The sequence below is a fragment of the Hydrogenophaga sp. genome, from assembly GCF_051860785.1.
Taxonomy (GTDB): Bacteria; Pseudomonadota; Gammaproteobacteria; order Burkholderiales; family Burkholderiaceae_C; genus Hydrogenophaga.
The window spans coordinates 96,820-121,817 of sequence record NZ_JBIMLB010000003.1; the positions used below are offsets into that span (position 1 = coordinate 96,820).

At 63.1% G+C, this 24,998-nt stretch carries 18 protein-coding genes; 5 read left to right on the plus strand and 13 right to left on the minus strand.

Annotated features, from left to right (window positions below):
* Window positions 1–86 precede the first annotated feature (86 nt).
* The 4 genes from ACTIF6_RS05705 to ACTIF6_RS05720 form a co-directional block, all read right to left on the minus strand.
* Window positions 87–2,198, minus strand: coding sequence for a sodium:solute symporter family protein (locus ACTIF6_RS05705; RefSeq protein WP_439587038.1), 2,112 nt, complete (start codon window positions 2,196–2,198; stop codon window positions 87–89).
* Window positions 2,199–2,202: 4 nt separating this feature from the next.
* On the minus strand, window positions 2,203–2,463 hold the full coding sequence (locus ACTIF6_RS05710) for a DUF4212 domain-containing protein (RefSeq protein WP_439587248.1): 261 nt from the start codon (window positions 2,461–2,463) through the stop codon (window positions 2,203–2,205).
* 147 nt (window positions 2,464–2,610) lie between these two features.
* The gene (locus ACTIF6_RS05715; protein WP_439587039.1) at window positions 2,611–3,186 is read right to left on the minus strand and encodes a tetratricopeptide repeat protein; all 576 of its coding nucleotides are present in this window, start codon (window positions 3,184–3,186) and stop codon (window positions 2,611–2,613) included.
* The gene (locus tag ACTIF6_RS05720; protein WP_439587040.1) at window positions 3,183–3,482 is read right to left on the minus strand and encodes a hypothetical protein; all 300 of its coding nucleotides are present in this window, start codon (window positions 3,480–3,482) and stop codon (window positions 3,183–3,185) included. The genes ACTIF6_RS05715 and ACTIF6_RS05720 overlap by 4 nt, the downstream gene beginning before the upstream one ends.
* A 182-nt stretch (window positions 3,483–3,664) precedes the next feature.
* On the opposite strand from ACTIF6_RS05720, the gene ACTIF6_RS05725 reads away from it, so the two are divergent.
* Window positions 3,665–5,113 carry a putative nucleotidyltransferase substrate binding domain-containing protein gene (locus ACTIF6_RS05725; protein WP_439587041.1) on the plus strand — a complete coding sequence of 483 codons (1,449 nt, stop codon included), beginning with the start codon at window positions 3,665–3,667 and terminating at the stop codon, window positions 5,111–5,113.
* A 3-nt stretch (window positions 5,114–5,116) separates the two neighbouring features.
* On the opposite strand, the gene ACTIF6_RS05730 is transcribed toward ACTIF6_RS05725, so the two are convergent.
* The 5 genes from ACTIF6_RS05730 to ppsA all read right to left on the minus strand — a co-directional run bounded on the left by ACTIF6_RS05730 (window position 5,117) and on the right by ppsA (window position 13,164).
* Entirely contained in the window at window positions 5,117–7,339 is a 2,223-nt protein-coding gene (locus ACTIF6_RS05730; RefSeq protein ID WP_439587042.1) for an exonuclease domain-containing protein, read from the minus strand.
* Window positions 7,336–7,710: a response regulator transcription factor gene (locus tag ACTIF6_RS05735; protein ID WP_439587043.1), complete on the minus strand. Its 375-nt coding sequence runs from the start codon at window positions 7,708–7,710 to the stop codon at window positions 7,336–7,338. The genes ACTIF6_RS05730 and ACTIF6_RS05735 overlap by 4 nt, the downstream gene beginning before the upstream one ends.
* Window positions 7,711–7,718: 8 nt before the next feature.
* Window positions 7,719–10,463: an ATP-binding protein gene (locus tag ACTIF6_RS05740; protein ID WP_439587044.1), complete on the minus strand. Its 2,745-nt coding sequence runs from the start codon at window positions 10,461–10,463 to the stop codon at window positions 7,719–7,721.
* 9 nt (window positions 10,464–10,472) lie between these two features.
* Window positions 10,473–10,685 (minus strand): hypothetical protein, encoded by a 213-nt coding sequence (locus ACTIF6_RS05745; protein ID WP_439587045.1) that lies wholly within the window; start codon window positions 10,683–10,685, stop codon window positions 10,473–10,475.
* A gap of 85 nt (window positions 10,686–10,770) precedes the next feature.
* A complete protein-coding gene (ppsA, locus tag ACTIF6_RS05750; protein WP_439587046.1) occupies window positions 10,771–13,164 on the minus strand; it encodes a phosphoenolpyruvate synthase in 2,394 nt (797 codons plus the stop codon).
* A gap of 158 nt (window positions 13,165–13,322) precedes the next feature.
* Here ppsA and ppsR point away from each other — a divergent pair, with 158 nt between their 5' ends.
* Window positions 13,323–14,144: a posphoenolpyruvate synthetase regulatory kinase/phosphorylase PpsR gene (ppsR, locus tag ACTIF6_RS05755; protein WP_439518619.1), complete on the plus strand. Its 822-nt coding sequence runs from the start codon at window positions 13,323–13,325 to the stop codon at window positions 14,142–14,144.
* A 35-nt stretch (window positions 14,145–14,179) separates the two neighbouring features.
* Here ppsR and ACTIF6_RS05760 read toward each other — a convergent pair whose 3' ends face one another.
* The 4 genes from ACTIF6_RS05760 to ahpC form a co-directional block, all read right to left on the minus strand.
* A complete protein-coding gene (locus ACTIF6_RS05760) occupies window positions 14,180–14,452 on the minus strand; it encodes a hypothetical protein (RefSeq protein WP_439587047.1) in 273 nt (90 codons plus the stop codon).
* A gap of 68 nt (window positions 14,453–14,520) precedes the next feature.
* Complete coding sequence (locus tag ACTIF6_RS05765) at window positions 14,521–16,272, minus strand: MFS transporter (protein ID WP_439587048.1); 1,752 nt, start codon at window positions 16,270–16,272, stop codon at window positions 14,521–14,523.
* A 533-nt stretch (window positions 16,273–16,805) separates the two neighbouring features.
* The gene (gene ahpF, locus ACTIF6_RS05770) at window positions 16,806–18,395 is read right to left on the minus strand and encodes an alkyl hydroperoxide reductase subunit F (RefSeq protein ID WP_439587049.1); all 1,590 of its coding nucleotides are present in this window, start codon (window positions 18,393–18,395) and stop codon (window positions 16,806–16,808) included.
* 101 nt (window positions 18,396–18,496) lie between these two features.
* Entirely contained in the window at window positions 18,497–19,060 is a 564-nt protein-coding gene (ahpC, locus tag ACTIF6_RS05775) for an alkyl hydroperoxide reductase subunit C (RefSeq protein ID WP_439587050.1), read from the minus strand.
* Between the two features lie 429 nt (window positions 19,061–19,489).
* On the opposite strand from ahpC, the gene ACTIF6_RS05780 reads away from it, so the two are divergent.
* The 3 genes from ACTIF6_RS05780 (at window position 19,490) to ACTIF6_RS05790 (ending at window position 24,915) form a co-directional block, all read left to right on the plus strand.
* Complete coding sequence (locus tag ACTIF6_RS05780; RefSeq protein WP_439587051.1) at window positions 19,490–21,700, plus strand: TonB-dependent receptor domain-containing protein; 2,211 nt, start codon at window positions 19,490–19,492, stop codon at window positions 21,698–21,700.
* A gap of 276 nt (window positions 21,701–21,976) precedes the next feature.
* Window positions 21,977–24,154, plus strand: a complete 2,178-nt coding sequence (locus ACTIF6_RS05785; protein ID WP_439587052.1) for a TonB-dependent siderophore receptor — start codon at window positions 21,977–21,979, stop codon at window positions 24,152–24,154.
* Between the two features lie 80 nt (window positions 24,155–24,234).
* Window positions 24,235–24,915 carry a Fe2+-dependent dioxygenase gene (locus ACTIF6_RS05790; protein WP_439587053.1) on the plus strand — a complete coding sequence of 227 codons (681 nt, stop codon included), beginning with the start codon at window positions 24,235–24,237 and terminating at the stop codon, window positions 24,913–24,915.
* Window positions 24,916–24,998 lie beyond the last annotated feature (83 nt).

The following is a 24,998-nucleotide window of genomic DNA, read 5'->3' on the forward strand; positions in this document are numbered from 1 at the left end:
CCCACGATTCTAACAAAAAACCCGGCCAGTCGCAAAACTGGCCGGGTTCCGGCGGGAAAGTCTGGGGGCGCTGACGCCCCCAGGCGTCAAGACAACTTCAAGTTGGGGTAGCGCACGTGCTCCACCAGATCCTGAATCTTCTTGCTGGGCGCTGGGGTCACCAGGCTCACCAGGATGATCACGGCAAATCCCAGCGGCACACCAAAGAGGCCGGCCGAGATGGGCTGGATGCCCCACCACAGTTCAATGGGCGAGGTCACGCCAAAGATCCCGCGCAGCCAGGGCTGTGTGGTCACCATGTAGTAGAACGTCAGACCCAAGCCGGCGACCATGCCCAACGAGGCGGCGATGCCATTGGCGCGCTTCCAGAAGATGCCGAGCACCAGTGCCGGGAAGAATGCCGCTGCCGCAAAGGAGAACGCCGCCGAGACCAGGAACAAAATGTCCGCCGGTTTCTGGGCCGCCACATAGGCAGCTGCAAGCGCCACCACCAGCAGCAGGACCTTGGAGATCGTCACGCGGCGCGCCGTGGAGGCGTTCGGGTCGATCATCTTGTAGTACAGGTCATGCGACAGCGCGTTGGCGATGGTCAGCAGCAGACCATCGGCGGTGGACAAAGCAGCAGCCAGGCCACCGGCAGCCACCAGGCCGGAGATCACGTAGGGCAAGCCACCGATTTCCGGGGTCGCCAGCACGATGATGTCGCCACCAATGGTCATCTCGTTGAGCTGCAGGATGCCGTCCTTGTTGATGTCTGAGATGGCCAACAGGCTCGGATCCACCTTGTTCCACGATGCAACCCAGGCGGGCAACTGGTCGAACGGAGTGCCCACCAGCACGTGGAACACCTCGTATTTCACCAGCACCGCCAGTGCCGGCGCGGTGAAGTAGAGCAGGAAGATGAAGAACAACGACCACGTCACCGATTGGCGGGCCTCCTTCACGCTGGGCACCGTGTAGTAGCGCATCAGGATGTGAGGCAGCGCGGCGGTACCGATCATCAGACAGAAGATCAGGGCCAGGAAGTTGCGGCGCGAGGTGTCGTAGGCTTCCACCGCCTTGGCATCGCCCTTCGGGTCCCCCGAGTATTGCTGCGCGTGCGGTGGCATGCCGTTGAGCGGACGGGCCTTGGTGTCTGCCGCCGCTTTGGCTCGAGTCCAGGCGGCGGTAGCAGCTGCGGCGTCCTTGGGCAGATCGGCCACGGCCTTCTCGGCCGCAGAGATCTCTGCGGTGGGCGCATTGGCAGCCCGAAGCTGAGCCAACCTGCCTTCGGCTGCGGTCTTGTCTGCGACGAGGGCGGCAGCGGGATCCTTCAGCTTTTCGGCCAGGGCGGCGGAGCGTTGCTTGAAGATCTCGCGGACTTCCAGCTCCTTGGGGTCGTTGGTCAGCAACTTCTCTTTCGCCGTGACCTTTTCAAGCTGGGCTCCATAAATGACCTGGGGTACCGGCACGCTGGTCTGCTTCACCGACAGCCACACCACCGGAATCATGTAAGCCACGATCAGGATGATGTACTGCGCCACCTGCGTCCATGTCACGGCGCGCATGCCACCCAGGAACGAGCACACCAGAATACCGCCGAGGCCCAGGAAGATCCCGAGTTCGAAGGCCACGCCGGTCAGGCGCGACGTGATGAGACCCACGCCATAGATCTGTGCCACCACGTAGGTGAACGAGCAGAGGATGGCCGCGCAGATGCCCAGAAAACGGGGCAGGTTGCCGCCGTAACGCTCGCCCAGAAAGTCGGGGATGGTGAACTGGCCGAACTTGCGCAGGTAAGGCGCCAGGAAAAGCGCCACCAGGCAGTAGCCACCGGTCCAGCCCATGATGAAGGCCAGGCCGCTGTAGCCCGTGAGGTAGAGCGTACCGGCCATGCCGATGAACGACGCGGCCGACATCCAGTCCGCACCCGTTGCCATGCCGTTGTAGACCGCAGGAACGCGTCGACCCGCCACGTAGTACTCGGCCGCGTCGGTGGTGCGGCTCATGATGCCGATACCTGCGTAGAGACCGATGGTGGCCAGGAGGAAGATGAAGCCGATCCACTCGCGAGAGAGGCCCAGCTGCTCGAGGATGGCCAGCGCCACCACGAAGATGAAGAAGCCGCCGGTGTACCAGGTGTACACCTTGTTCAGCTGTTGCTTGAAGGCCTTGTTGCCGGCTGCACCACCGGCACCTGTTTCGAACATACCTGCCATGGTGTTACTCCTCGGTCTCTTCAACACCGTGTTCGATGTCGAGTTTGTTCATGTACCAGGCGTAGTACCCAATGATCACGCAGTACACCACCAAGGCGCCCTGGGCTCCCATCCAGAAACTGAACGGCCAACCAAAAAAGTTGAAGCTCAGCTCACGGGCGAAATAGCTCACGACGAACGTCACCACGAACCAGATTGCGAGCAATATGGCTGTGATATTCAGGTTTTTCCGCCAATACCGGCGGTGCTTGTCACTCAGTTCCATGCGATCGACCTCCATCAACAAGACCCTCTCGGGCACGTCACGAACACCGCCCTGTCCCCCGGGCAGCCTGCAACCGGTCCGCGTTTTTCGGTGGATGGCTGGCGCCACGCACCCCTTTTTCCAGCAGCACAACGGCTGCGCGAAACCTCAGGTCTGGGTTTGACCCAGACCCGTCTCGCGCACCAGCTGTGCCGCCACTTTGGGCTCGAACCTGCGCAGGTGGTGAATGATCTTCACCGCCTCTTCGGGCTCTTGCCGGTCGACATGAACCCGGGCCAGCTGGTACCAGCCGTAGGGGCTCATGGGTTGCAGTTCTGTGTTCTTGCGCAGGGCGGGCACGGCTTCGTCGAAGCGGCGCTGGCGAATGAGGGCGAGGGCCAGGCCGTACCAGGCACGGTCCAGCTTGGGTTCGATTTCAGTGGCGCGGCGAAAGGCTGCTTCCGCCTGCTCCAGCTCGCCCATTTCCTCGCTGAGGTAGCCGAGGTTGAACCAGCCCGCGGCCTGGCCGGGGGCAACCTCGACAAGGCGATGCAGCGTCTGCAGCGCAGCGGGCTTGTCGCCCATCTCCGCGAGCACATGGGCCCGCGTCGCCAGGGCATGAAGATTCCCTTTGTCGCTGGCAAGTTGCGCGTCGATCTGCTCCAGCGCCTGCTGCCGGCGTCCCAGCAGAAGCAGTGCCCGGACCAGCCAGCGGGCATACCAGCGATTCAGCGACGTGGTCATTGGCACAGCTGCACTCCGATTTTCAGGCAGTGATTGACCTTGAGCAGAGTGACCCCCACCCAGAGGAAGGCCAGAAGCAGAAACGCCACCAGAGGCAGGTGGCGTTCAAGCACCACCTTGCGCGGCGTCATCTTCCGGGCCACCTGCACAAATGGCCGACCCACTTGCTGGAGGATCTGATAGAAGATGTTCTTGTCGCGCTTCTGCCCTGCCAGAAGCCCCAGCAGCCACTGACCCGCCAGAGCCAGCAGGGCGATTTCGGCGATGAGCTTGATGGCGGAAATGAGCAACAACATAAGGTAGCTTTAAGGGTTCGCGCCATTCTGAATTTGGAACTTACCGAGTTCTTACAAATCGTCAGGGTCGCTGCTGGAGGCAGGTCAAACCCTGTGAGGGAAAACCCGCAAAACTCAGGGACAAGCCCAGCCACGATGACCAAAGTACTCTTTCCGGAAGTTCACGCTCCTCTCCATCCCCGATGACCACCACCTCCTCCGAGCCCGTGCTGGGGCTCATGGCCACGCCGGTGCACACACTCATCCGCCGGGAGCCTGTGTGCCTGCCACCACAAGCCAGCATTCGCGAAGCCGCGCAAGCCATGTGTGAACAAAACGTGTCTTCGATCCTGATCGTCGAGCAGGGGCTGCTGTTCGGTCTGGTGACCGACCGCGACCTGCGCGACCGCGCAGTGGCAGCCGGCATGGACACACAGCGCCCGATTCTGGACATCGCTACCCTTGCGCCCTTCTCCGTCGGCCTTCACAGCCCCGCTTTCGAGGCCCTGCTGCTGATGGCGCGGCACAACATCCACCACGTGCCCGTGCTCGACGAGCAGCGGATCGTCGGCATGATCACAGCCACCGATCTGACAGAACAGCACAGCGCTTCGGCCGTGTACCTCGTGGGCGAGATCCACCGCCAGCACTCCGTGAAGAGCCTTCAGCAAGCCAGCGCCCGGGTTCCCCGCCTGCAGCAAAGCCTGGTCGAAGCCGACGCCTCGGCTCTGAGCACCGGCCAGATCGTCACCGCCATCACCGACGCCATCACCATCCGCCTGCTGCACCTTGCCGAGGCACAACTCGGACCGGCGCCCGTGGATTTTGTATGGATCGCTGCGGGTTCGCAGGGACGCCAGGAGCAGACTGCACGCACCGACCAGGACAACTGCATGGTGCTGGACGACGCTTACGACGCAACACGACACGGCAGCTACTTCAAAGCGCTGGCGCGATTTGTATGCGACGGGCTGAATGATTGCGGCTATGTGCATTGTCCGGGCGAGATGATGGCCTGCAACGACACCTGGCGAATACCGGTCCGTGACTGGATCGAGCTGTTTGCGCACTGGACCAGCGAGCCCGATCCGACCGCGCTGATGCTCACATGCGTGTTTTTCGACATGCGCGCCGTTCATGGCAATACCGCCCTGCTCGACGGACTGCGGGCCAACGTGCTCGAGCGCACCCGGGGCAACACCATTTTCCTGGCCCACATGGTGAGCAACGCGCTGAGCCGTCAGCCAGCGTTGGGCCTGTTCAGGCGCCTTGCGCCCCTGCGCAGCGGCGAACACAAAGGCACCATCGACCTCAAGCTCAACGGTATCGCCCCCATCGTGGATCTGGCACGGGTGCACGCCCTGGCCCAGGGCCATGCGGCGGTCAATACACACGAACGCCTGCTTGTGGCGAGCGAGGGTGGGCCCGTGGGTGAACAGAGCGCGCGCGACCTGCGTGAAGCGCTGGAGTTCCTGGCCTCGCTTCGCATTCGCCACCAGGCTCGCCAGATCGCGCAAGGCTTGCCGCCCGACAACTTCCTCGACCCACAGGAGATATCGAACTTCGAACGCACCCAGCTCAAGGATGCGTTCAGCGTGGTGCAGACCTTGCAAACGCTGCTGGGCCAGCAGTTCGAGGTCGGCCGGTTCTGAAGCTCAGTATTTGAGCCGCGCGTAGTAGCTCTTCTGCGCGGCCTCGCGGGCCTGGCCCAGGGTGACGATGCCGAGCTCGGCCAGCAGCGGCACGAGCTTGAGGAAGATTTCCGCCGTGACCATGGCGTCGCCCATGGCGGTATGGCGACCGATGACAGGCACGTTGAAACGTGCGGCAATGGCCTCAAGCCGGTGCGATTCCTGATTCGGATGGACCACGGCCGAAAGCAGCAGCGTGTCGAGCACCGGCTGACCGAACACCACGCCGGAGGCCTTTTCCTTGAGCTGCAGGAACCGCATGTCGAACGCCGCGTTGTGTCCGACCAGCACAGTGTCCTGCGCGAAGGCGTGGAAGGCGGGCAGCACGTCTTCGATGACAGGCTGCCCCTCCAGCATGTCTCGGGTGATGCCGTGGATCGGGATGGATGCCGCCGAGATGGCACGCCTGGGATCAATCAGTTGCTCGAAGCATTCCTGGTGCAGCAACTTGCCGTTGACGATGCGCGCAGCGCCAATCTGGATGATCTCGTCGCCCTGTGCCGGGTCCAGGCCAGTGGTCTCGGTGTCGAACACGGTGTACACCAGATCGCTCAACCGCCGTTCGTCCAGCGAGCGGGTCTGCTCGGTGACCCTGAAGAGGTCGAAATCGTAGTACTCAGGCCGGCTGTCGCCGCGCACGAGGGTGGCGGCCGCCATCTGCTCGCGTGGATCGGCCATGGGCAGAAGAAGGCGGAAGAAGGCCTGGTGGCGAACGCGCTCCCGCTCGAACCAGAACGCCCCGGCATGGCGTTCGACCACATCGCGCACGGTCAGGCGCATGGTTTCGCCTCCCACCCGCATGGCGTCCATCTCCCAGCTCATCACCGTCTCGGTGCTCATCATCTGGCCCGCCCAGATCAGATCGAGCTGCGCCCAGCCCGGACTGTCAGCCGCAGGAGAAAGACGCAACTGGACAAAGCTCACATGGAACTCTTCAGCCAGACGTGCCGAAAGGTACACCAGTGCCTGCAACAGCGAAAAACTCTCTACCTTGAGCCACAGCGTGGCGTCCACGTCCAGCGCCGACGCCGGCAGGCCCGTCACGGTCTCGATGCGGCGCATGGCCGCGCCAACCAGATCGGCGCCCAGCATGTCTTCCAGTGGCCAGCGCGTCTTGAGTGCGCGCGCGGCATCCGCCTCGAGCGAGGCGATGCGCTGGGCAAGCGAGCGCGTCTCTTCACGGATCACGCGCTGGAAGCGCTCGCGCGCCGATGCCTCCAGGTCGGGATAGTCCAGCACATCCAGCGCCACCTGCATGTTTGCCAGCGCCGATCGGGTGCCTTCGGTGAGCGTGTGCAACACCTGGTCGCGTGCGGACTCGGTTTCGAACTCGCGCGTGATGTTGTCCAGCATCAGCACGAAGCCAGTGAGCTCGGCCCGATCGGCAACGAAATCTTCGGTCTGCGGCAGGCTGTCGGCCTGCACAGAGCGCACGGGCGCCATCTGCACGCGCAACAACTGGCCGGCCGCCGTGGAGGTGACGAACTGCGCGGAGGGTTCACCCGCACCGCGCAGCATGCGCTGCTGGATGCTTTCCAGCGCGTGCGCCACCAGCTTGCGGTCGAACACCGTGTAGATGGAGCGGCCCAGACCGATGAGTTCGGCGCCACCCGCCACCTCGGGGGCCAGCGACAGCGCCTTGAACTGTACGCGGGCACGGTGGTTGTAGAGCAGGATACGGCCATCCAGATTGCACACCACGACGCTCTGCGTGAGCTCGGACATGAGCGCGGCCAGCCGGCTGCGTTCCCGCTCGATGCCCTGGCTGACCTCGGCCACACGCGCGTCCATCTCCTTGCGCAGGCGCGTGCGCTGGGCCACCAGTTGCTCAATCACCTGCGCAAGCGCCTGATTCTCGGTATGGCCTTCCAGGGTCAACACGCGCTCCACCTCCGTGTTCACCAGCAACCTACCCTCTTCTGCCAACCGGGCAGCAGGTTCGACGAATCCGCGCAGCAGGGCTTGCACCGCCCATGCGCTGACGAACAGCCACACCACCCCCATCAGGGCCAGCACCACACCGCCCGCCTCCAGGACACGCCCAAGCAAGGGTGCAAGCTGAAGGCGCAGCACCGGACTCAGGGACGACCAGACCATGAAAAGCGTGATGGCCAGCCACAGCGCCACCCCCACGGCGAGGGCCGCGACGCCCAGCGGCAGGCGCCGGTCCATCCCCCCGGGCTTCATGAAACAGGCTCCAGCATCTCCTTGACCTTCTGCACCAGTTCGCGAGTGGAGAAAGGCTTGGTCATATAGGCATTGGCGCCCAGGGCCAGGCCCTTGGCCACGTCGGTGTCGCGACCCTTCGCGGTCAGCATCACGATCAGCGTGTCGCGCAGTGTCTCGCTGTTGCGCACTTCGTGGCACACGTCGAACCCGGTCTTCACCGGCATCATCACATCCAGCAGCACCAGGTCCGGTCGCTCCCGGGCGATGGCGTCGATGGCTTCCTGACCGTCGCGCGCCAGCACCACCTCGTAGCCCTCGCGCTTCATGAGGAACTCCAGCGAGATCAGGATGTTGGGCTCATCGTCTGCGATCAGTATCTTGGTGCTCATGATGTCTCTCAAGGCACTTGTGCTCCTGTCTGCAACCGGCGCGGCAGCGAAAATCCGAACACCGCTCCTTCGCCTGGCGCTGAATGCAACCACATGCGCCCGCCGAAGTGCGTCACGATCTGGCGGCTGATGGGCAGTCCCAGGCCAGTACCGCCAGGCCGGTAGTGAGCGTCACCGCTCACCTGCCGGAACTTCTCGAAGACCATCGCCTGCTGCTCCGTCGCGATGCCAGGGCCATTGTCACTCACTTCCACCTCTACGCCACCCTCGTCGTCCTTCAGGCTCAACACCACACGCCCGGTGCCCCTGGGCGCATACTTCGCCGCGTTGGAGAGCAGGTTGAGAACCACCTGGGTCAGGCGATCAGCGTCGGCCTGAAGCGGACGAACGCGATCCGGCAACTCCAGTACGAGCGCAATGCCTTGTTCGCGGCATGTCTCCGACATGGTGCGCGCAGCCTGCTCCACCAGTTCGCGCAAATCCACGGTGGTGGTGTGCCATTCCGCATGGCCGGATTCGATCTTGGCCATGTCCAGCACCTGGTTGACGAGGCGGCTCAACCGCTCGGTCTCACCCACGATGATGCCCACGAACTGCTGGCGTTGTGCGGTCTCCATCCGTTCATCGTCGCGCATCAGCTCGGCTAGCGCTCTGATCGACGTCAAAGGCGTTCGCAGTTCGTGCGTCACCGAGGACATGAAATCGTCCTTGAGGCGATCCAGGCTTTTCAACTGCTCATTGGCCTGACGCAGTTCGGTGGTGGCGCGCTCCAGCGAGCGTGACTTGTCTTCCAGCGCGTGAGAATAGGCGCGCAATTGCGAGGCTTCGTCCAGGATGCGCATCACATCGTCCAGATCCAGCGCCTCTTCCTCCACCACCGACGCCACCATCACGCGCGCCGAGGCACTGCCAATCGCGCCGGCCAGTTGCGTTTCCACGAAATGCACCAGCCGAGCATCCGCGGGGATCTGGTCGATCCAGGCCACACCCACGCGTCGGGCGTAGCCGGCGAACAGGCGCTCGGCGGCCTCCACCCCGAGAAACCGTCCGGCCAGCGGCAGCAGGGCCGATACCTGGGCCTTGCCCTGCCAGAACACCGGGCGCGATCCCGAGGCGCGGTGAAACACGTCCACGAACAGCAAGGCCTGGCTGGTCTCACGCGCGCTGGGCGGGCGCCACAACGACACGCCCACGTAGCCCACCAGGTTGGCCAGCAGGCTCCAGAAGAGCGAGTGCGTGATGTTGTCAAGCCCGGTCAGCCCCAGAAAAGCCTCCGGCTTGAGCCAGACCACGCCCAGGAGGCCATGCTGGGGAAAGTCAGCCGGGAACCAACCCGACTTGGCCAGTGAGGGCAGCATGAGCGTGTAGGCCCAGAACCCGAAGCCCAGCAGCAGACCGGTGAGGGCGCCACCCCGCGTGCCGCCCTTCCAGTACATGCCGCCCAGCATGGCCGGCGCAAACTGCGCCACCGCAGCGAAGCTGATGAGTCCGATGCTCACCAGCGCATAGGCTTCGCCCGCCAGATGGAAATACAGGTAACCCAGCAGCAGGATGCCCAGGATGGCGAGCCGCCGGATCGCAAGCAGCAGCGCGGTCAGGTCGCCGCTGGCTCGCGCGCCGAAACGGCGCATGCGCAGCAACAAGGGCATGACCAGGTCATTGCAGACCATGGTGGAGACTGCGATCGCTTCCACAATGACCATGCCGGTGGCTGCAGATAGTCCGCCCACGAACGCGAAAAGCGCCAGCGCGTGGTGGCCTTGCGAGAGGGGCAGCGAAAGCACGAAGGTCTCGGGGTCCATCTGACCGAGGCCGAAGTGCAGCAGCCCGCCCACGGCGATCGGCAGCACGAACAGGTTGATGAGCAACAGGTACAGCGGGAAGGCCCACACCGCACGCCGCAGATGCCGCTCGTCCACGTTTTCCACCACCATCATCTGGAACTGGCGTGGCAGGAAGATCACCGAGAGCATGGCCAGCAAGGTGTGGCCCAGCCACTGGGCATAGGCGAAAGGCTGGCCCTGACCGAACTGGAGCAGGCGGCTCAGCTCATCAATGGCTTGTGCCTGACCGAACAGTGAAGCCGGGCTGCCGAACAGACCAAAGGTCACGAACAGGCCAACCGCGAGGAATGCCACCAGCTTGACCATCGACTCGAATGCGATGGCCGCAACCATGCCCTCGTGCCGCTCGGTGCTGTCCAGATGCCGGGCACCAAAGACGATGGTGAAACCGGCGAGTGCGATCGCCACGTAGAGCGTGCTGTCGTTCCACCACGAAACACTCTGGCTGGCTACCTGCCCCAGGGGCGAAGTGAGCACCGCGTAGCCGCTGGCAATCGCCTTGAGCTGCAGTGCAATGTAGGGAACGATGCCCACCACCGTGATCAGCGTCACCAACCCGGCGAGCAACTGGCTCTTGCCATAGCGGCTGGCGATGAAGTCGGCAATGGACGTGATGCGCCAGGTCTTGGCGATGCGAATCATCTTGCGCACGACCATCCAGGCAAGCAGCATCGCCAGCATGGGGCCAAGGTAGGTGGGCAGGAACCACACACCGGACGTGGCAGCGCGACCCACGCTGCCGAAGTAGGTCCAGGCGGTGCAATACACCGCCAGCGACAAGGCATAGACCCAGGGACTGGCGATGACCGAGCGACCCTGCGTCGCCCGCACATCGGCCCAATGCGCCACGGCGAACAGCAGCAGCAGGTAGGCAAACGAGACGCCAATGACCAGCGAGGCAGAGAGCATGAAGCCGTCTCAGTCGGACTTGCCAGCGTCCGGATCCCGCTCGACCACCCAGGCCAGCGCCGCGATCAACACGCCCCAGATCACGAACAGGGCCAGCGGGAACAGCGGCAGCCCCCCCACCCGGGCATCGTGGTCCCACAGCGCGAGCAAGGGGAAATTGAACAGCGCTGCAGCAGCGAAGAACAGCGCTACCAGACGTTGGGCGGTGAGGCCTTGGAACATGCAGGTCTCCTCATGCGGCGCTCGGGGTCCGTGGCCACGCGCCTTGCGAGCCATTGTGCACGAGGGGCGCCCGCAGCGCCTGCGGTCAACTCGACGCGAGCAACTGCCAGGTGTCGACCACCGAGTCCGGGTTGAGCGAGATCGAGCTGATGCCTTCGTCGCGCAGCCACTGGGCGAAATCGGGATGGTCGCTCGGGCCCTGACCGCAGATGCCTACATACTTGCCTTCGGCCTTGCAGGCGCCAATGGCCAGGGTCAGCAGCGCCTTGACGGCAGGATCGCGCTCGTCGAAGTCGTGCGCGAGCAGCTCCAGGCCTGAATCGCGGTCCAGACCGAGCGTGAGCTGGGTCAGGTCGTTGGAGCCAATGGAGAAGCCGTCGAAGAACTTCAGGAACTCCCTGGCCAGCACCGCGTTGCTGGGGATCTCGCACATCATGATGACCTGGAGGTCGTTCTCACCGCGCTTCAAGCCCTTGTCGGCCAGCAGTTGCGTGACGCGCTCGGCCTGGGCCAGCGTGCGCACGAAGGGCACCATCACCTGCACATTGGTCAGGCCCATGTCTTCGCGCACGCGTTTGAGCGCTTCGCACTCCATGGCAAAGGCCTCGCGGAAGTCCTCGCTGACGTAACGCGCTGCGCCCCGGAAACCCAGCATGGGGTTTTCTTCTTCGGGCTCGTAGCGGCTGCCGCCCACCAGCTTGCGGTATTCGTTGCTCTTGAAGTCCGAGAGGCGCACGATCACCGGCTTGGGCCAGAAGGCCGCGGCGATGGTGGCCACGCCTTCGGCCACCTTGTCCACGTAGAAAGCACGCGGCGAGGCGTGGCCACGCGCCACGGACTCCACGGCCTTCTTCAGGTCGGCGTCGACCGCGGGGTAGTCCAGGATCGCCTTGGGGTGCACACCGATGTTGTTGTTGATGATGAATTCCAGCCGCGCCAGGCCGACGCCGCCATTCGGAATCTGCGCGAAATCGAAAGCGAGCTGCGGGTTGCCCACGTTCATCATGATCTTCACGTCCATCGGCGGCATTTCGCCACGCTGCACTTCGGTGATCTCGGTCTCCAGCAGGCCGTCGTAGATGTTGCCGGTGTCGCCTTCGGCGCAGCTGACGGTGACCAGCGTGCCGTCCTTGAGAAGTTCGGTGGCATCGCCGCAGCCGACCACGGCCGGAATGCCGAGCTCGCGCGCGATGATGGCAGCGTGGCAGGTGCGCCCACCCCGGTTGGTCACGATGGCGCTGGCGCGTTTCATCACCGGCTCCCAGTTCGGGTCGGTCATGTCGGTCACGAGCACGTCACCCGGCTGCACCTTGTCCATTTCGCTGATGTTGTGCACCAGGCGCACCGGGCCAGTGCCCACCTTCTGGCCGATGGCACGGCCAGAGGCCAGCACCGCGCCCTTGCCCTTGAGCTTGTAGCGCACCTCGGTCTTTCCGGCGCTCTGGCTCTTCACGGTTTCGGGTCGGGCCTGAAGGATGTAGATCTGCCCGTCACTGCCGTCCTTGCCCCATTCGATGTCCATCGCCCGGCCATAGTGCTGCTCGATGACCAGGGCGTACTTCGCCAGTTGCTCCACGTCGGCATCGCTCAGGCTGTAGCGGTTGCGCAGCTCCACCGGCACGTCCACCGTCTTCACCAGCTTGCCGCTGGCGGCCTTTTCCTCGGGCGTGCTGAAGGTCATCTGAATCAGCTTGGAGCCCAGGTTGCGGCGGATCAACGCGCGTTTGCCGGCCTTGAGCATGGGCTTGTGCACGTAGAACTCGTCGGGGTTCACCGCGCCCTGCACCACCGTTTCACCCAGGCCGTAGCTGGACGTGATGAAGACCACGTCTTCGAAACCGCTCTCGGTGTCGATGGTGAACATCACGCCGGCTGCGCCCAGATCGGAACGCACCATGCGTTGCACGCCCGCCGAGAGAGCCACATCCGCGTGAGCAAAACCCTTGTGCACGCGGTAGCTGATGGCGCGGTCGTTGTACAGGGAGGCGAAAACTTCCTTCATCTTGTGCAGCACCTCATCGGCACCGATCACATTGAGGAAGGTTTCCTGCTGACCTGCAAAGGAAGCGTCGGGCAGGTCTTCGGCGGTGGCGGAAGAGCGCACCGCGAAAGACGCTTTGGCGTTGCCCGCACTCAAGGTGGCGAAGGACTCCCTGATCGCCTTTTCCAGATCGGCCGGGAAAGGCTGGGCTTCGACCATGGCACGAATCTCCGCACCGGCTGTGGCCAGCGCACGCACGTCTTCGGTGTCCAGCGCATCGAGCCGGGCATTGATGCGGTCGGCCAGACCATCGTGCTTGAGGAATTCGCGGAAAGCGTGCGCCGTGGTGGCGAAGCCCGTGGGCACCTTCACGCCGGTGGGCAGTTGCGAAATCATCTCGCCGAGGCTGGCGTTCTTGCCGCCGACCGACTCGACGTCGCTCATTCGCAGTTTTTCGAAAGGCACGACCAGATCGGTCGCTCCAAACAGGTTGGACATGGGAAAGCTCCTAAGGTTGAAAAACCGGGGTTCCATGCGCCAGGGACGACCTGTGGTTCTGTTGTGGGTCTGGCACCGGGCAGGGACGCAAATGAACTGGCTCGGGGCTTGATAATGCCCCGATACACACCACTCGGTATTGTAAAGACGCGCCCTTTATGCCCAATAGAACCGTTTTCTTCATCTCCGATGGCACCGGCATCACCTCCGAAACCTTCGGCAACGCCCTGCTCGCCCAGTTCGAGATCACCGTGAGGCGGGTCCGACTGCCCTTTCTGGACAGCGTGGACAAAGCCCATCAGGCGGTGCGCCAGATCAACCACACCGCCGAGCTGGAGGGCAAAAGCCCGCTGGTGTTCACCACGGTGGCCAACATGGACGTGCTGGCAGTGTTCAAGAACCATTGCCGGGGCATGTTGCTGGACATGTTTGGCAACTTTGTCGAGCCAATGGAGCAGGAACTGGGCATCAAGTCCAACCACCGCGTGGGCCGCTTCTCGGATGCCTCCAAAAGCCAGGCCTACCACGATCGCATCGAGGCGATCAACTTCTCGCTGGCGCACGACGACGGCCAGAGCCACAAAGACCTGGAAGGCTCGGATGTGATCCTGGTGGGCGTGAGCCGCAGTGGCAAGACGCCGACCTCGCTGTACCTGGCCATGCAGTACGGTCTGAAGGCTTCGAACTACCCGCTGATTCCAGAAGACTTCGAGCGCCGCAAGCTGCCACCTGCGCTGGTGCCGCACCGCAAGAAAATCTTCGGCCTGACCATCGCACCCGAGCGACTGAGCGAGATTCGCAACGAGCGGCGCCCCAATTCGCACTACGCCCAGCTCGACAACTGCCGCATGGAGGTGAGCGAGGCCGAGGCGATGATGCGGCGCGAGGGCATCCGCTGGCTCTCCACCACAACGAAATCGATCGAGGAAATCGCCACCACGATCCTGCAGGAGATCCGGCCCGAGCGCCTGGAGTATTGAGGCGACGGAGAATTCGAAAACAGGGAGAAGGCGGTTCAGCGACGCAGTCTTGCGATCAAGCTTGCCATGGTGAGGACCACCGCCAGGATGAGCAGATTGGAGACGAGTCCAGCGAGGATGGCATCGGTCAGGCTGGCCGAGCCACCGGGCATCGTCGTGGGCAGAATCACGGCGACGAACACCACACCCAGGGCGAGGGGCAGGATGCGTCCCGTTACCGCAGAAGTTCGGCGCATGGTGATCACCAGTGCGACGATCAGGCCAATTCTGAACAGGTCGCTCAATTGCGAAATCACAAGATCGGTCACGTGGGGCTCTCAAATGGGAACCGGGCCAGGGTCCGGAACGGAAGCCTGGCCCGGTTGTTGATCCAGGATTATCGGGTCGAATCGCCGGCGAAGATGTCCTTCTTGTGCGTGCCGCCAGGCACGAACAGCGAGCCGATGATCACCGTCATGACCGCAATCACGATCGCGTACCACAAGCCGGAGTAGATGTTGCCGGTCTGCGCAGAGATCGCGAACGCCGTCGCAGGCATCAAGCCACCGAACCAGCCGTTGCCAATGTGGTACGGCAGCGAAAGGCCGGAGTAGCGGATGCGCGTGGGAAACAGTTCGACCAGCATCGCTGCGATCGGACCGTAGACCATCGTCACCAGGATGACGAGGTAGGTCAGGATGATCACGATCGTCAGCTTCTGCGCCGTGAAGATGTCGAAAAAGTGCTGGGCCTTGGCGATGGTGGTGTTGTCCGAGGGCACCAGCGGGTAGCCCGCCTTTTTCAGCGCGTTGTTCAGACTGCTGTCAAAGGTGGCCTTCGCCTTTTTCAGGTCGTCGCCGGTCAGCTTGCTCGCGTCATAGGACTCGATCGAGGTGTCTCCCACTTTCACCGTGGTCACTGCGCCAGGTGTCGTCTCGACGGTTTCGTAGTTCACCGAAGTCCGGGCGAGTTGCGCCTTGGCGATGTCGCAAGACGACGTGAACTTCACCGTTCCTGTGGGGTTGAACTGGAACGAGCAGTCTTCAGGCGACACGGTCACCGTGACAGGCGTCTGGTGCGCTGCATAGAGTGACGGATTGGCGGTCTTGGTCAACAGCGTGAACACGGGCAGAAAGGTGATCGCGGCCAGCAGACAGCCCGCCAGGATGATCGGCTTGCGGCCGATGCGGTCGGACAGCGCACCGAAGACCAGGAAACCGCCGGTACCGAGAATCAGAGACCACGCCACCATCACGTTGGCGGTGAAGCTGTCGACCTTGATCACGTTCTGCATGAAGAACAGCGCGTAAAACTGACCGGTGTACCAGACCACCGCCTGACCTGCGACCAAACCGAGGAGCGCGATGAGGGCGATCTTGCCGTTTTTCCAGTTGCCGAAGGCTTCGCTCAGCGGTGCCTTGGAGGCGCGACCCTCTTCCTTCATCTTCTTGAAGGCGGGGCTCTCGTTCATCTGCAGGCGGATGTACAGCGAAATGGCCAGCAGGAAGATCGAACCAATGAACGGGATGCGCCAGCCCCAGGCGTTGAACGCCTTGACCATGGTCGGGTTCCCGTCGGCCATCAGCACGGCCACGCCATCCTTGAGCAGGGGCACATCGGGATAGGCCCCGTTGACGTAGCCCTGCACCGAAAGGATCACGATCAGCGACAACAGCAGACCCAGCGTCGCCGTGGTCTGGATGAAGGCGGTGAAGTAGCCACGCTGGTTGGCAGGTGCATGTTCCGCCACATAGATGGCTGCACCGCCGTACTCACCTCCGAGAGCCAGGCCCTGCGCCATGCGCAGGATGATCAGGATGATCGGGGCGGCCGTGCCGATGCTTTCGTAGTTGGGTAGCACGCCAACGAGGAAGGTCGAGACACCCATGATGACAATGGTCATCAGGAAGGTGTACTTGCGACCGATCATGTCGCCCAGCATGCCGAACACCAGGGCGCCGAAGGGGCGCACGATGAAGCCGGCTGCAAACGCCAGCAGCGCAAACACGTTGCGCGTGCTTTCGGGGAAGGCAGTGAAGAACTGCGCGCCGATGATGGCGGCGAGCGAACCGTAGAGATAGAAGTCGTACCACTCGAAGATGGTGCCGGCCGAAGAGGCCATGATGACTTTTTTCTCTTCGCGGGTCATGGGACGGGACCGTTCCCGCACATTTATTGACATGTCGGCTGTTGCCATTTTTGCTTGCTCCAAGTAGGTCCGGCACTCCGGCCAGGCGGTTTCCAACCACAGGCGACTGCGGCGGGTTCTGTGACTCCGGCGGCGAGTGTCTGGTCGCTTGCTTACTGAAAAATTGCAAGCGCCCGACCAACCAGTGAATCTAGGGAAAGCCCCTACGAGCCAGCATTCAAGCTGACGTGAAGCTTTCAAATTGAGAGCAAGTACACCGACTCGGAGGCTCCGAAGGAGCACCGATTTTTAAGAGCTCTTCATATTCACATCAGCACTTGGCAAGCATTCCTGGCCGAGTGCTCGCGAATGCTCGGCAAGTCCACTTTCGCCGACGTGGCCGCGTTCCGTTTCGACGAGAAGCAACGGACACGCTGGTGGTGGTAGCCGCGCGAGCATCGCCCGCGCTGGCTTGCTGGCGCAACCGGTGCGCTCGGAAACCGGCATCGTCGCTTCGGGCTCCTCAGGCCAGTGCAAGCGAGAGGTGATGCGGGTCAGGCAGCGACTGCCTCGTCCGCAACGCTCACCACCGGCTGGCGGATGAGGTAGTCGAAGGCACTGAGCGCGGCCTTCGATCCCTCACCTGCGGCGATGACGATCTGCTTGTAGGGCACCGTCGTGCAGTCGCCGGCAGCGAACACGCCGGACAGGCTGGTGTGTCCTTTGGCGTCCACCTCGATCTCGCCGAAGCGGCTGAGTTCGACCGTGCCCTTGAGCCACTCGGTGTTGGGCACCAGGCCAATCTGCACGAACACGCCTTCCAGCTCCACGTGGTGCACCTCGCCGCTCACGCGGTCCTTGTACGACAGGCCGTTGACCTTGCCGCTTGCGCCAGTGATCTCGGTGGTCTGCGCATTCACGTGGATGCTCACGTTGCGCAAGCTCTTGAGCTTGCTCACCAGCACCGCGTCGGCCTTGAGGGCATCGGCAAACTCGACCAGCGTCACGTGCTGCACGATGCCCGCCAGATCGATGGCCGCTTCCACACCGGAGTTGCCGCCGCCAATGACGGCCACGCGTTTGCCCTTGAAGAGCGGGCCATCGCAGTGCGGGCAGTAGGCCACGCCCTTGTTGCGGTACTCAGCTTCGCCGGGCACGTTCACATTGCGCCAGCGCGCACCGGTGGACAGGATCACGCTGCGCGCCTTCAGCGTGGCGCCGTTGGCCATCTGCACCTGCACCAGACCCCCCGGCTCGTTGGCCGGAATCAGTTTGTCGGCGCGCTGCAGGTTCATGATGTCGACGTCGTAGTGGCGCACCTGCGCTTCGAGCGCCGTGGCGAACTTCGGGCCATCGGTCTCGAGCACGCTGATGTAGTTTTCGATCGCCATCGTGTCGTTCACCTGGCCACCGAAACGCTCGGCCGCCACACCCACGCGGATGCCCTTGCGCGCGGCGTACACCGCCGCGGCCGCACCGGCCGGGCCACCGCCGACGATGAGCACGTCGAAGGTTTCCTTGGCATCGAGCTTCTCGGCTTCTCGCTGGTCGGCGTTCACGTCGAGCTTGGCGACGATCTCTTCCAGCGTCATGCGGCCCGAGCCGAACACCTCGCCATTGAGAAACACCATGGGCACGGCCATCACCTGACGCTCATTGACTTCGTCCTGGAAGTGCACGCCGTCGATCACGGTCGTCTGCACGCCCGGGTTGCGGATCGCCATCAGCGACAGCGCCTGCACCACGTCCGGGCAGTTGTGGCAGGACAGGCTCATGTAGACCTCGAAACGAAAGTCACCCTGGAGCGCGTCGATCGCGTCCAGCGTGGCGGCTTCCACCTTGGGCGGGTGGCCGCCGGTCCACAGCAGCGCGAGCACCAGCGAGGTGAATTCATGGCCCAGCGGGATCGCGGCAAATCGCACGCCGGTGGTGTCGCCTTCACGCGCGATCAGGAACGATGGCTTGCGCGCATCGGTGCCGCTCTCGTCAAAGGACACCTTGTCCGAGAGGCTCGCAATGTCCTGCAGCAGGCCACGCAGTTCGACCGATGCCTCGCTGCCATCCAGCGATGCGATGAGGCGGATCGGTTGCCGAAGCATCTCCAGATAGCCCTGGAGCTGGGTCTTCATGGTGGTGTCGAGCATAAGGATCTCCTTGAATGAGGGTTGGCTTCAATGCCGCCGGTGGATGGGTGGCAGTCCGCGAAGGACCGCCACCCATCGGGCTGCGGTACTGACCTGAACGATCAGATCTTGCCAACCAGCTCCAGCGACGGCGCGATGGTCTTGGCGCCTTCCTGCCACTTGGCCGGGCAGACCTGGCCGGGGTTGTTGGCCACGAACTGGGCGGCCTTCAGCTTGCGCAGGGTTTCCTTCACGTCGCGGGCAATGGCGTTGTCGTGGATCTCGGCGGTCTTGATCACGCCTTCGGGGTTGATGATGAAGGTGCCGCGCAGCGCCAAACCTTCTTCTTCGATGTGCACGCCGAAACCGCGGGTCAGCTGGTGCGTGGGGTCACCGATCAGCGGGAACTTGGCCTTGCCCACGGCGGGCGAGGTCTCGTGCCACACCTTGTGCGAGAAGTGGGTGTCGGTGGTGACGATATAGACCTCGGCGCCGGCCTTCTGGAACTCGGCGTAGTTGTCGGCCGCGTCTTCCACTTCGGTGGGGCAGTTGAAGGTAAAGGCGGCCGGCATGAAGATCAGCACGGACCACTCGCCACGCAGACTGGCATCGGAGACGGGCACGAACTTGCCGTTGTGGAAGGCGGTGGTGGAAAACGCCGGAACGGTGGTGTTGATCAGGGACATGTGTTTCTCCAGTTCAGTGAGTTGGTTGGATGGAAAGAAAAGAAAGCCGGTTTGGCGAGACGACAGGCAAATGATAGCTTAAATGTATCGATATTCTGCATTGATAGTCTTTATCCGCCTCATAGCTTTTATGTTGCCCCGCAGCAATTCGGCCGATGGGAACCATTCTTGTTTACCACACTTCATGGGAAACCCCGTTGAGCAAGCTGTTTTTCGGCGCTTTCGGCATTTCTCGCTGTTTTTTCCTGGCGGTACCAAATTGCTCTATCACAAGAAAATTATCAAAATCTTAACAAGAATGCTTTTCATTTGTAATAATAGTAAAAGTAGCCAGCCAGACCTCCTCCCCGTCCTTTGCAGTGATGCGCGGCGCCCAGTGGAAGCAGCCAGCCAGTTCTCTTCCACCGCATCCACAGATAAGGACACCCGATGTCGAAAGCATCCACCCTGCCGGCAGCCCGGCGAGGCGTTTCCCTGGCCCTTCGCTTTCCGCTGCAAGCCACGACCATGGCCTGCAGCCTGTACCTCTCGGCGCTCGGCACCGGCCAGGCGCAGGAGGCCGAGACATCCCTCAAGGAAGTCGTCGTCTCCGCTTCCGGATTCGAGCAGGACATCAAGCAGGCACCGGCCTCCATTTCCGTGGTGACACGCCAGGATCTGGAGACCAGGCAGTACCGCGACCTCGCGGAAGCGCTCACCGACGTCGAAGGCATCGACGTGCAGGGCGGCACCGGAAAAACCGGTGGCCTGGACATCTCGATCCGCGGCATGCCCAGCGAATACACGCTCATCCTGATCGACGGCCGACGGCAGAACGTGGCCGGTGACGTGACGCCCAACGGCTTTGGCGCTGCACACACCAGCCTGATCCCCCCCATTGCCGCCATCGAACGCATCGAGGTCATCCGCGGTCCCATGTCCACGCTCTATGGCTCCGATGCCATGGGTGGCGTCATCAACATCATCACGCGCAAGGTCGCAAAAGAATGGGGCGGCGAGCTGACGCTGGAAACCGGCCTGCCGCAAGACAGCACCTGGGGATCGCAGTACCGCACCAACCTCTACGCCAGCGGCCCGATCAAGCAGGACATGCTCGGCCTGGCCATTCGCGGAAACATCTACCGCCGGGACGCGGCCGACTACGTGCTCGCCCCTGGTGCAGCACAGCCTGCGGCCGCCCGCAACCCGGCACCGCCCGAAACCCGCCAGCACAACCTGGGCGCGCGTCTCACGCTCACCCCCAACCGCCAGCACGACCTCTGGCTCGATGTGGAGCAAGGCCGCACCTGGTACAACAACGAAGACGGGCGCCTGGGCACGCGAGACGCCACCACCAACCTGCTCGGCAACAACCCTCCCGGCTACCGGGACTACCTGCGCTTCAACCGCGATCAGTTTGCCGTCGGACATGCGTCAAGGCTGGACATCGGGCTGGTCGAGAGCAGCCTGATGCGCACCGTGACGGAAACCATCGGGCGCACCATCCCCGGCGGCGCCGTGCCGGCTGGGGATCCTCGCCGCGGCACGCACCGCGAGCTCGAAACCACCAACGTGGTGTTCGACAGCAAGCTGGTCGCCCCGCTGGGCGATTCCCATGTGATGACCACGGGCGTTCAGTGGTGGGACGCGAAGCTCGTTGACGGATTGCTTCCCCAGGCCCACGACCAGACTCTGTGGTCGTTGTTCGCTGAAGACGAATGGCGCCTGCGCGACAACCTGACCGCCACCTTCGGCGCCCGCTACGACCACCACAGCGCATTCGGCGGCCAGGTCAGCCCGCGCGCCTACCTGGTCTGGAACGCCACCGACGCCTGGACCTTCAAGGGCGGCGTCAGCCAGGGTTTCCGCGCACCGCGCCTGAACCAGCTCATCGATGGGGTGAGCGGTGTCAGTGGCCAGGGTGCCACCATCAACATCGGCAACCCGACCCTGAAACCGGAGACCAGTACCAGCACCGAACTCTCGGCGCTGTTCGACAACCAGAAGGGGCTGAACGCGTCCGCCACCTTCTTCCACAACAAGGTCGAAGACAAGATCAGTGGCGGTGGCGACTGCGCGACGGTCCTCATCTCCAGTTGCTCGGCCAACCCCACCGCCAGCTATTCGATCAACGTCGATGAAGCCACGACCTGGGGTCTGGAGCTGGCCACCCGCTACAAGCTGGCGCCGACCTGGGGTCTGAAGGTGGGCTACACCTGGACCAACAGCGAAGTCATCGAAGGCGGCGTGAAGAACGGTCAGCTCGCCAACACCGCCAAGCACATCGCCAACGCGCAACTGAACTGGGACACCAGCGAGAAGCTGCGCCTGTGGCTGCGCGGCGAATACCGCGGCAAAAGCCCCCGTTTCAGCGGCAATCCGGCCAACCTGACTGGCAACAACCTGGCGATCTACCAGGCCGTTGGCGACATCCAGCCCCACGCCATCTTCAACCTCGGTGGCTCCTACAAGGTCTCGAGGAACGTGACGCTGACCGCCAACATCTTCAACCTGTTCGACAAGGACTTCCGCCAATACCGGTTGGTCGACCTGAACGGCACGCCCACATGGGTCAACGAGTACTTCCAGGGCGGCGCATCCGTTGCTGGCACCACGCCGGCCGGCCGGACCTTCTGGCTCGCCGCCAACATCACTTTCTGACGCCCTGACGGCCGCCACCTGACACTAACAAGCGTCGGTGCGCAAGCCCCCTCTGCTCTCGACCCTTCACGGCGCCACGGCTTTTTCAACCCTGGCGCCGTCGCCCCTTTCCGATGCCTATTCACAACAATTCGCAAAAAATGTGAATGAGAATGATTTTTATTATTGATAATTCTGACCAAAGCCAGCCATAGCCTTTCGCCGCGCGCCATTCCTGCAATGAGCCCGTGTGATGGATGCAGCCAGCCATCTCACCCTCCTCAGCAAGGACCCTCCATGGCACACATCCGCAGCCGCAAGCACAGCAAGCCCTTCCACCTCCTGGCTCTCCTGGCCGCCTCCGTTCCCGCCGCCGGCATGGCACAGCAGGCACCCACCCTGCCCACTGTGACCGTCACGGAGACGCCCGAAGTCCCCTACAAGGCCGACAAGTCGGCCAACGAAAAGATCACCCAGCCGCTGCTGGACACGCCCAAGACCATCCAGATCATCAAGAAGGAAACGCTGGAAGAGCAAGGCGCCATCACCTTGATGGAAGCGCTGCGCAACACGCCCGGCATCACCATGCAGATGGGTGAAAACGGCAACACTTCTGCCGGTGACACCTTCCAGTTGCGCGGCTTCTCGCTGCAGCAATCCACTTTCGTGGACGGCATCCGCGACCTTGGCGCCGTGACACGTGACGTCTTCAACCTGGAACAGATCGAAATCATCAAGGGCCCCGCTGGTGCAGAAACCGGTCGTGGCGCCACCACGGGCTCCCTCAACCTGATTTCCAAGCAAGCCCACCTGGGTGACGAGAGCAGCGTCTCCGGTACCCTGGGCACGGCCAAACGCAAGCGCGCCACGCTGGACCTGAACCGTCAGCTCAGCGACACCTCCGCCTTCCGCGTGAATGCCATGGTGCAGGACAGTGGTGTAGACGGGCGCAACTTCGTGGACAACTCGGGCGGCGGGCTTGGCCTGTCATATGTCGCCGGTCTGGGTACGCCCACTCGCGTGCACCTCTACTCACAGCACATCCGGCAGAACAACACGCCCGATGGCGGCATTCCCTCCATCGGCTACCCGAACTTCTTCAACGCCACACCGGTGATTGCGGGAGCGCCCAAAGTCAATCGCGAGAACTTTTACGGCAGTCCCAGCGACTACGAGAAGATCGATGCGGACATGTTTACGGTGAAGGTCGAGCACGACGTCGGCCCGGGCCTCACGGTCCGCAACGTGACGCGCTACGGCAAGACGCGCATGGACCGCGTGCTCACCGGCACCGGCGCGTTCACCGCCGTGGTTCCCGGTGACCCTGCCACCTGGACGGTCGCACGCTCGCGCCAGAACGTGGACCAGGAAAACTCCATCTTCGCCAACCAGACCAGCCTGAACAGTGAGTTCAAGACCGGTAGCGTCCAGCATTCTCTGGCCGCAGGTCTGGAGCTGATGAACGAGCGCCAGACCACCTATGCACACACGGCCACCGGCACCAATACCGCGGCCAACCTGTACAACCCGAATCCGAACGACCCCATGTCCACGTTCGGTCCTCGCACGGGTGCGCAAACGGGCGGCTCGACCAGCACGGTGGGCCTGTACGTGTTCAACAACGCTCAACTCACCGAACGCTTTTCGCTCAATGGCGGCCTGCGGCTGGACAACTACTCCGTCAGCACGCGCACACCCACCGTCAACGCCGACGACTCGGATACGCTGACCAGCTGGAATCTGGGCGCTGTGTACAAGCCGGCGGAAAACGGCAGCGTCTACGTGTCGTACGCCACTTCGGCCACCCCTCCTGGTGGCAACAACTTCCAGCTCAGCGCAACGGCCGGCAACATCAACAACTCGGCACTGGACCCCCAGGAAACCCAGTCGGTGGAACTGGGCACCAAGTGGGAATTGTTGAACAAGCGCCTGAACGTGGCGGCGGCGATCTTCCGCACCGACAACGACAAGCAGACCACGTACGACACCATCAGCGGCACGACGCAGCAGTTTGGCAAGACGCGGGTGCAGGGCATCGAGTTGTCGGCCGTGGGCCAGATCACCAACTTCTGGCAGATCACCGCCGGCCTGGCCAAGACCAGCACCAAGCAGCTCAATCAGCAGTCCGCCACCGTCACCACCACCGGTGTGCGCTGGTCGCCCGACCTGACCGCCACGGTGTGGACCTCGTACCAGCTGGACAAGCTGACCATGGGCCTGGGCGCACGCTACTCCTCGGAACAGAAGCGCGTGATCACGGTCGGCCAGCCGGTCGCTGCGGGCGTGCCCAACATCCCGTCCTTCTGGGTAGCCGATGCCATGGCGACCTACCAGGTGAATCCCAAGCTCAGCTTCCGCCTGAACGTCTACAACCTGTTCGACAAGGATTACCTCCAGGTGTTGAACAACGGTGGTTCGCGCATCGGGTTGGGCGCTCCGCGCTCTGCCGCCGTCACGGCCAACTACAAGTTCTGATGCACTGACCACTTCTTCAGAATGCTTTCCTCAAGAGGTCCGCCCACGCGGGCCTCTTCCCATTTCAGGAACCCAGGCTCATGCTGCTGCACATTCCCCAGGTACTGACCGCGGCCGAGGTCGCCGACATCCGTCGCACGCTGGACACGGAGGGCTGGGTCGACGGCCTGCGGTCCACCGGCCCGCAGGCGGCCAACGTCAAACAGAACCTGCAGCTCGACGCCGCATCACCGGTTTTTGCGCCACTCTCCCAACGCATCGCTTCTGCACTTCAGCGCCACCCGCTGTTCGTCTCGGCGGTGTTGCCCAACACCATGCTTCCGCCGATGTTCAACCGCTACGAAGGTGGCGGGCACTACGGCAACCACATCGACAACACCATCCAGACCGACCGCTTCAGCGGCCAGAAGGTGCGCACCGATGTGTCCACTACTGTGTTTCTCAGCGCGCCCGATGAGTACGAAGGCGGCGAACTGATTGCTGAAGACAGCTTCGGCACGCATGAGATCAAGCTCGATGCGGGTGACGCCATCGTCTACCCGTCCACCAGCTTGCACCGCGTGGAGCCGGTGACGAGCGGCGTGCGCGTGGCGTCGTTCCTCTGGACACAGAGTCTGGTGCGCGACGCGTGGCGGCGCTCAATGCTGTTCGAACTGGACATGACCATCCTCAAGCTGCGTCATCAGTTGGGCGATACCGCGGAAGTGGTGGCACTGACCGGTCACTACCACAAGCTCCTCCAGCAATGGGCAGAGGCTTAGCGATCACCCCTGCGCCGCCTGCGGCGTCACCCCCTCAAGGGGGCGCACCCTGCGGCCCGGCAAAGCCGGTTCCGCGGGCGCTC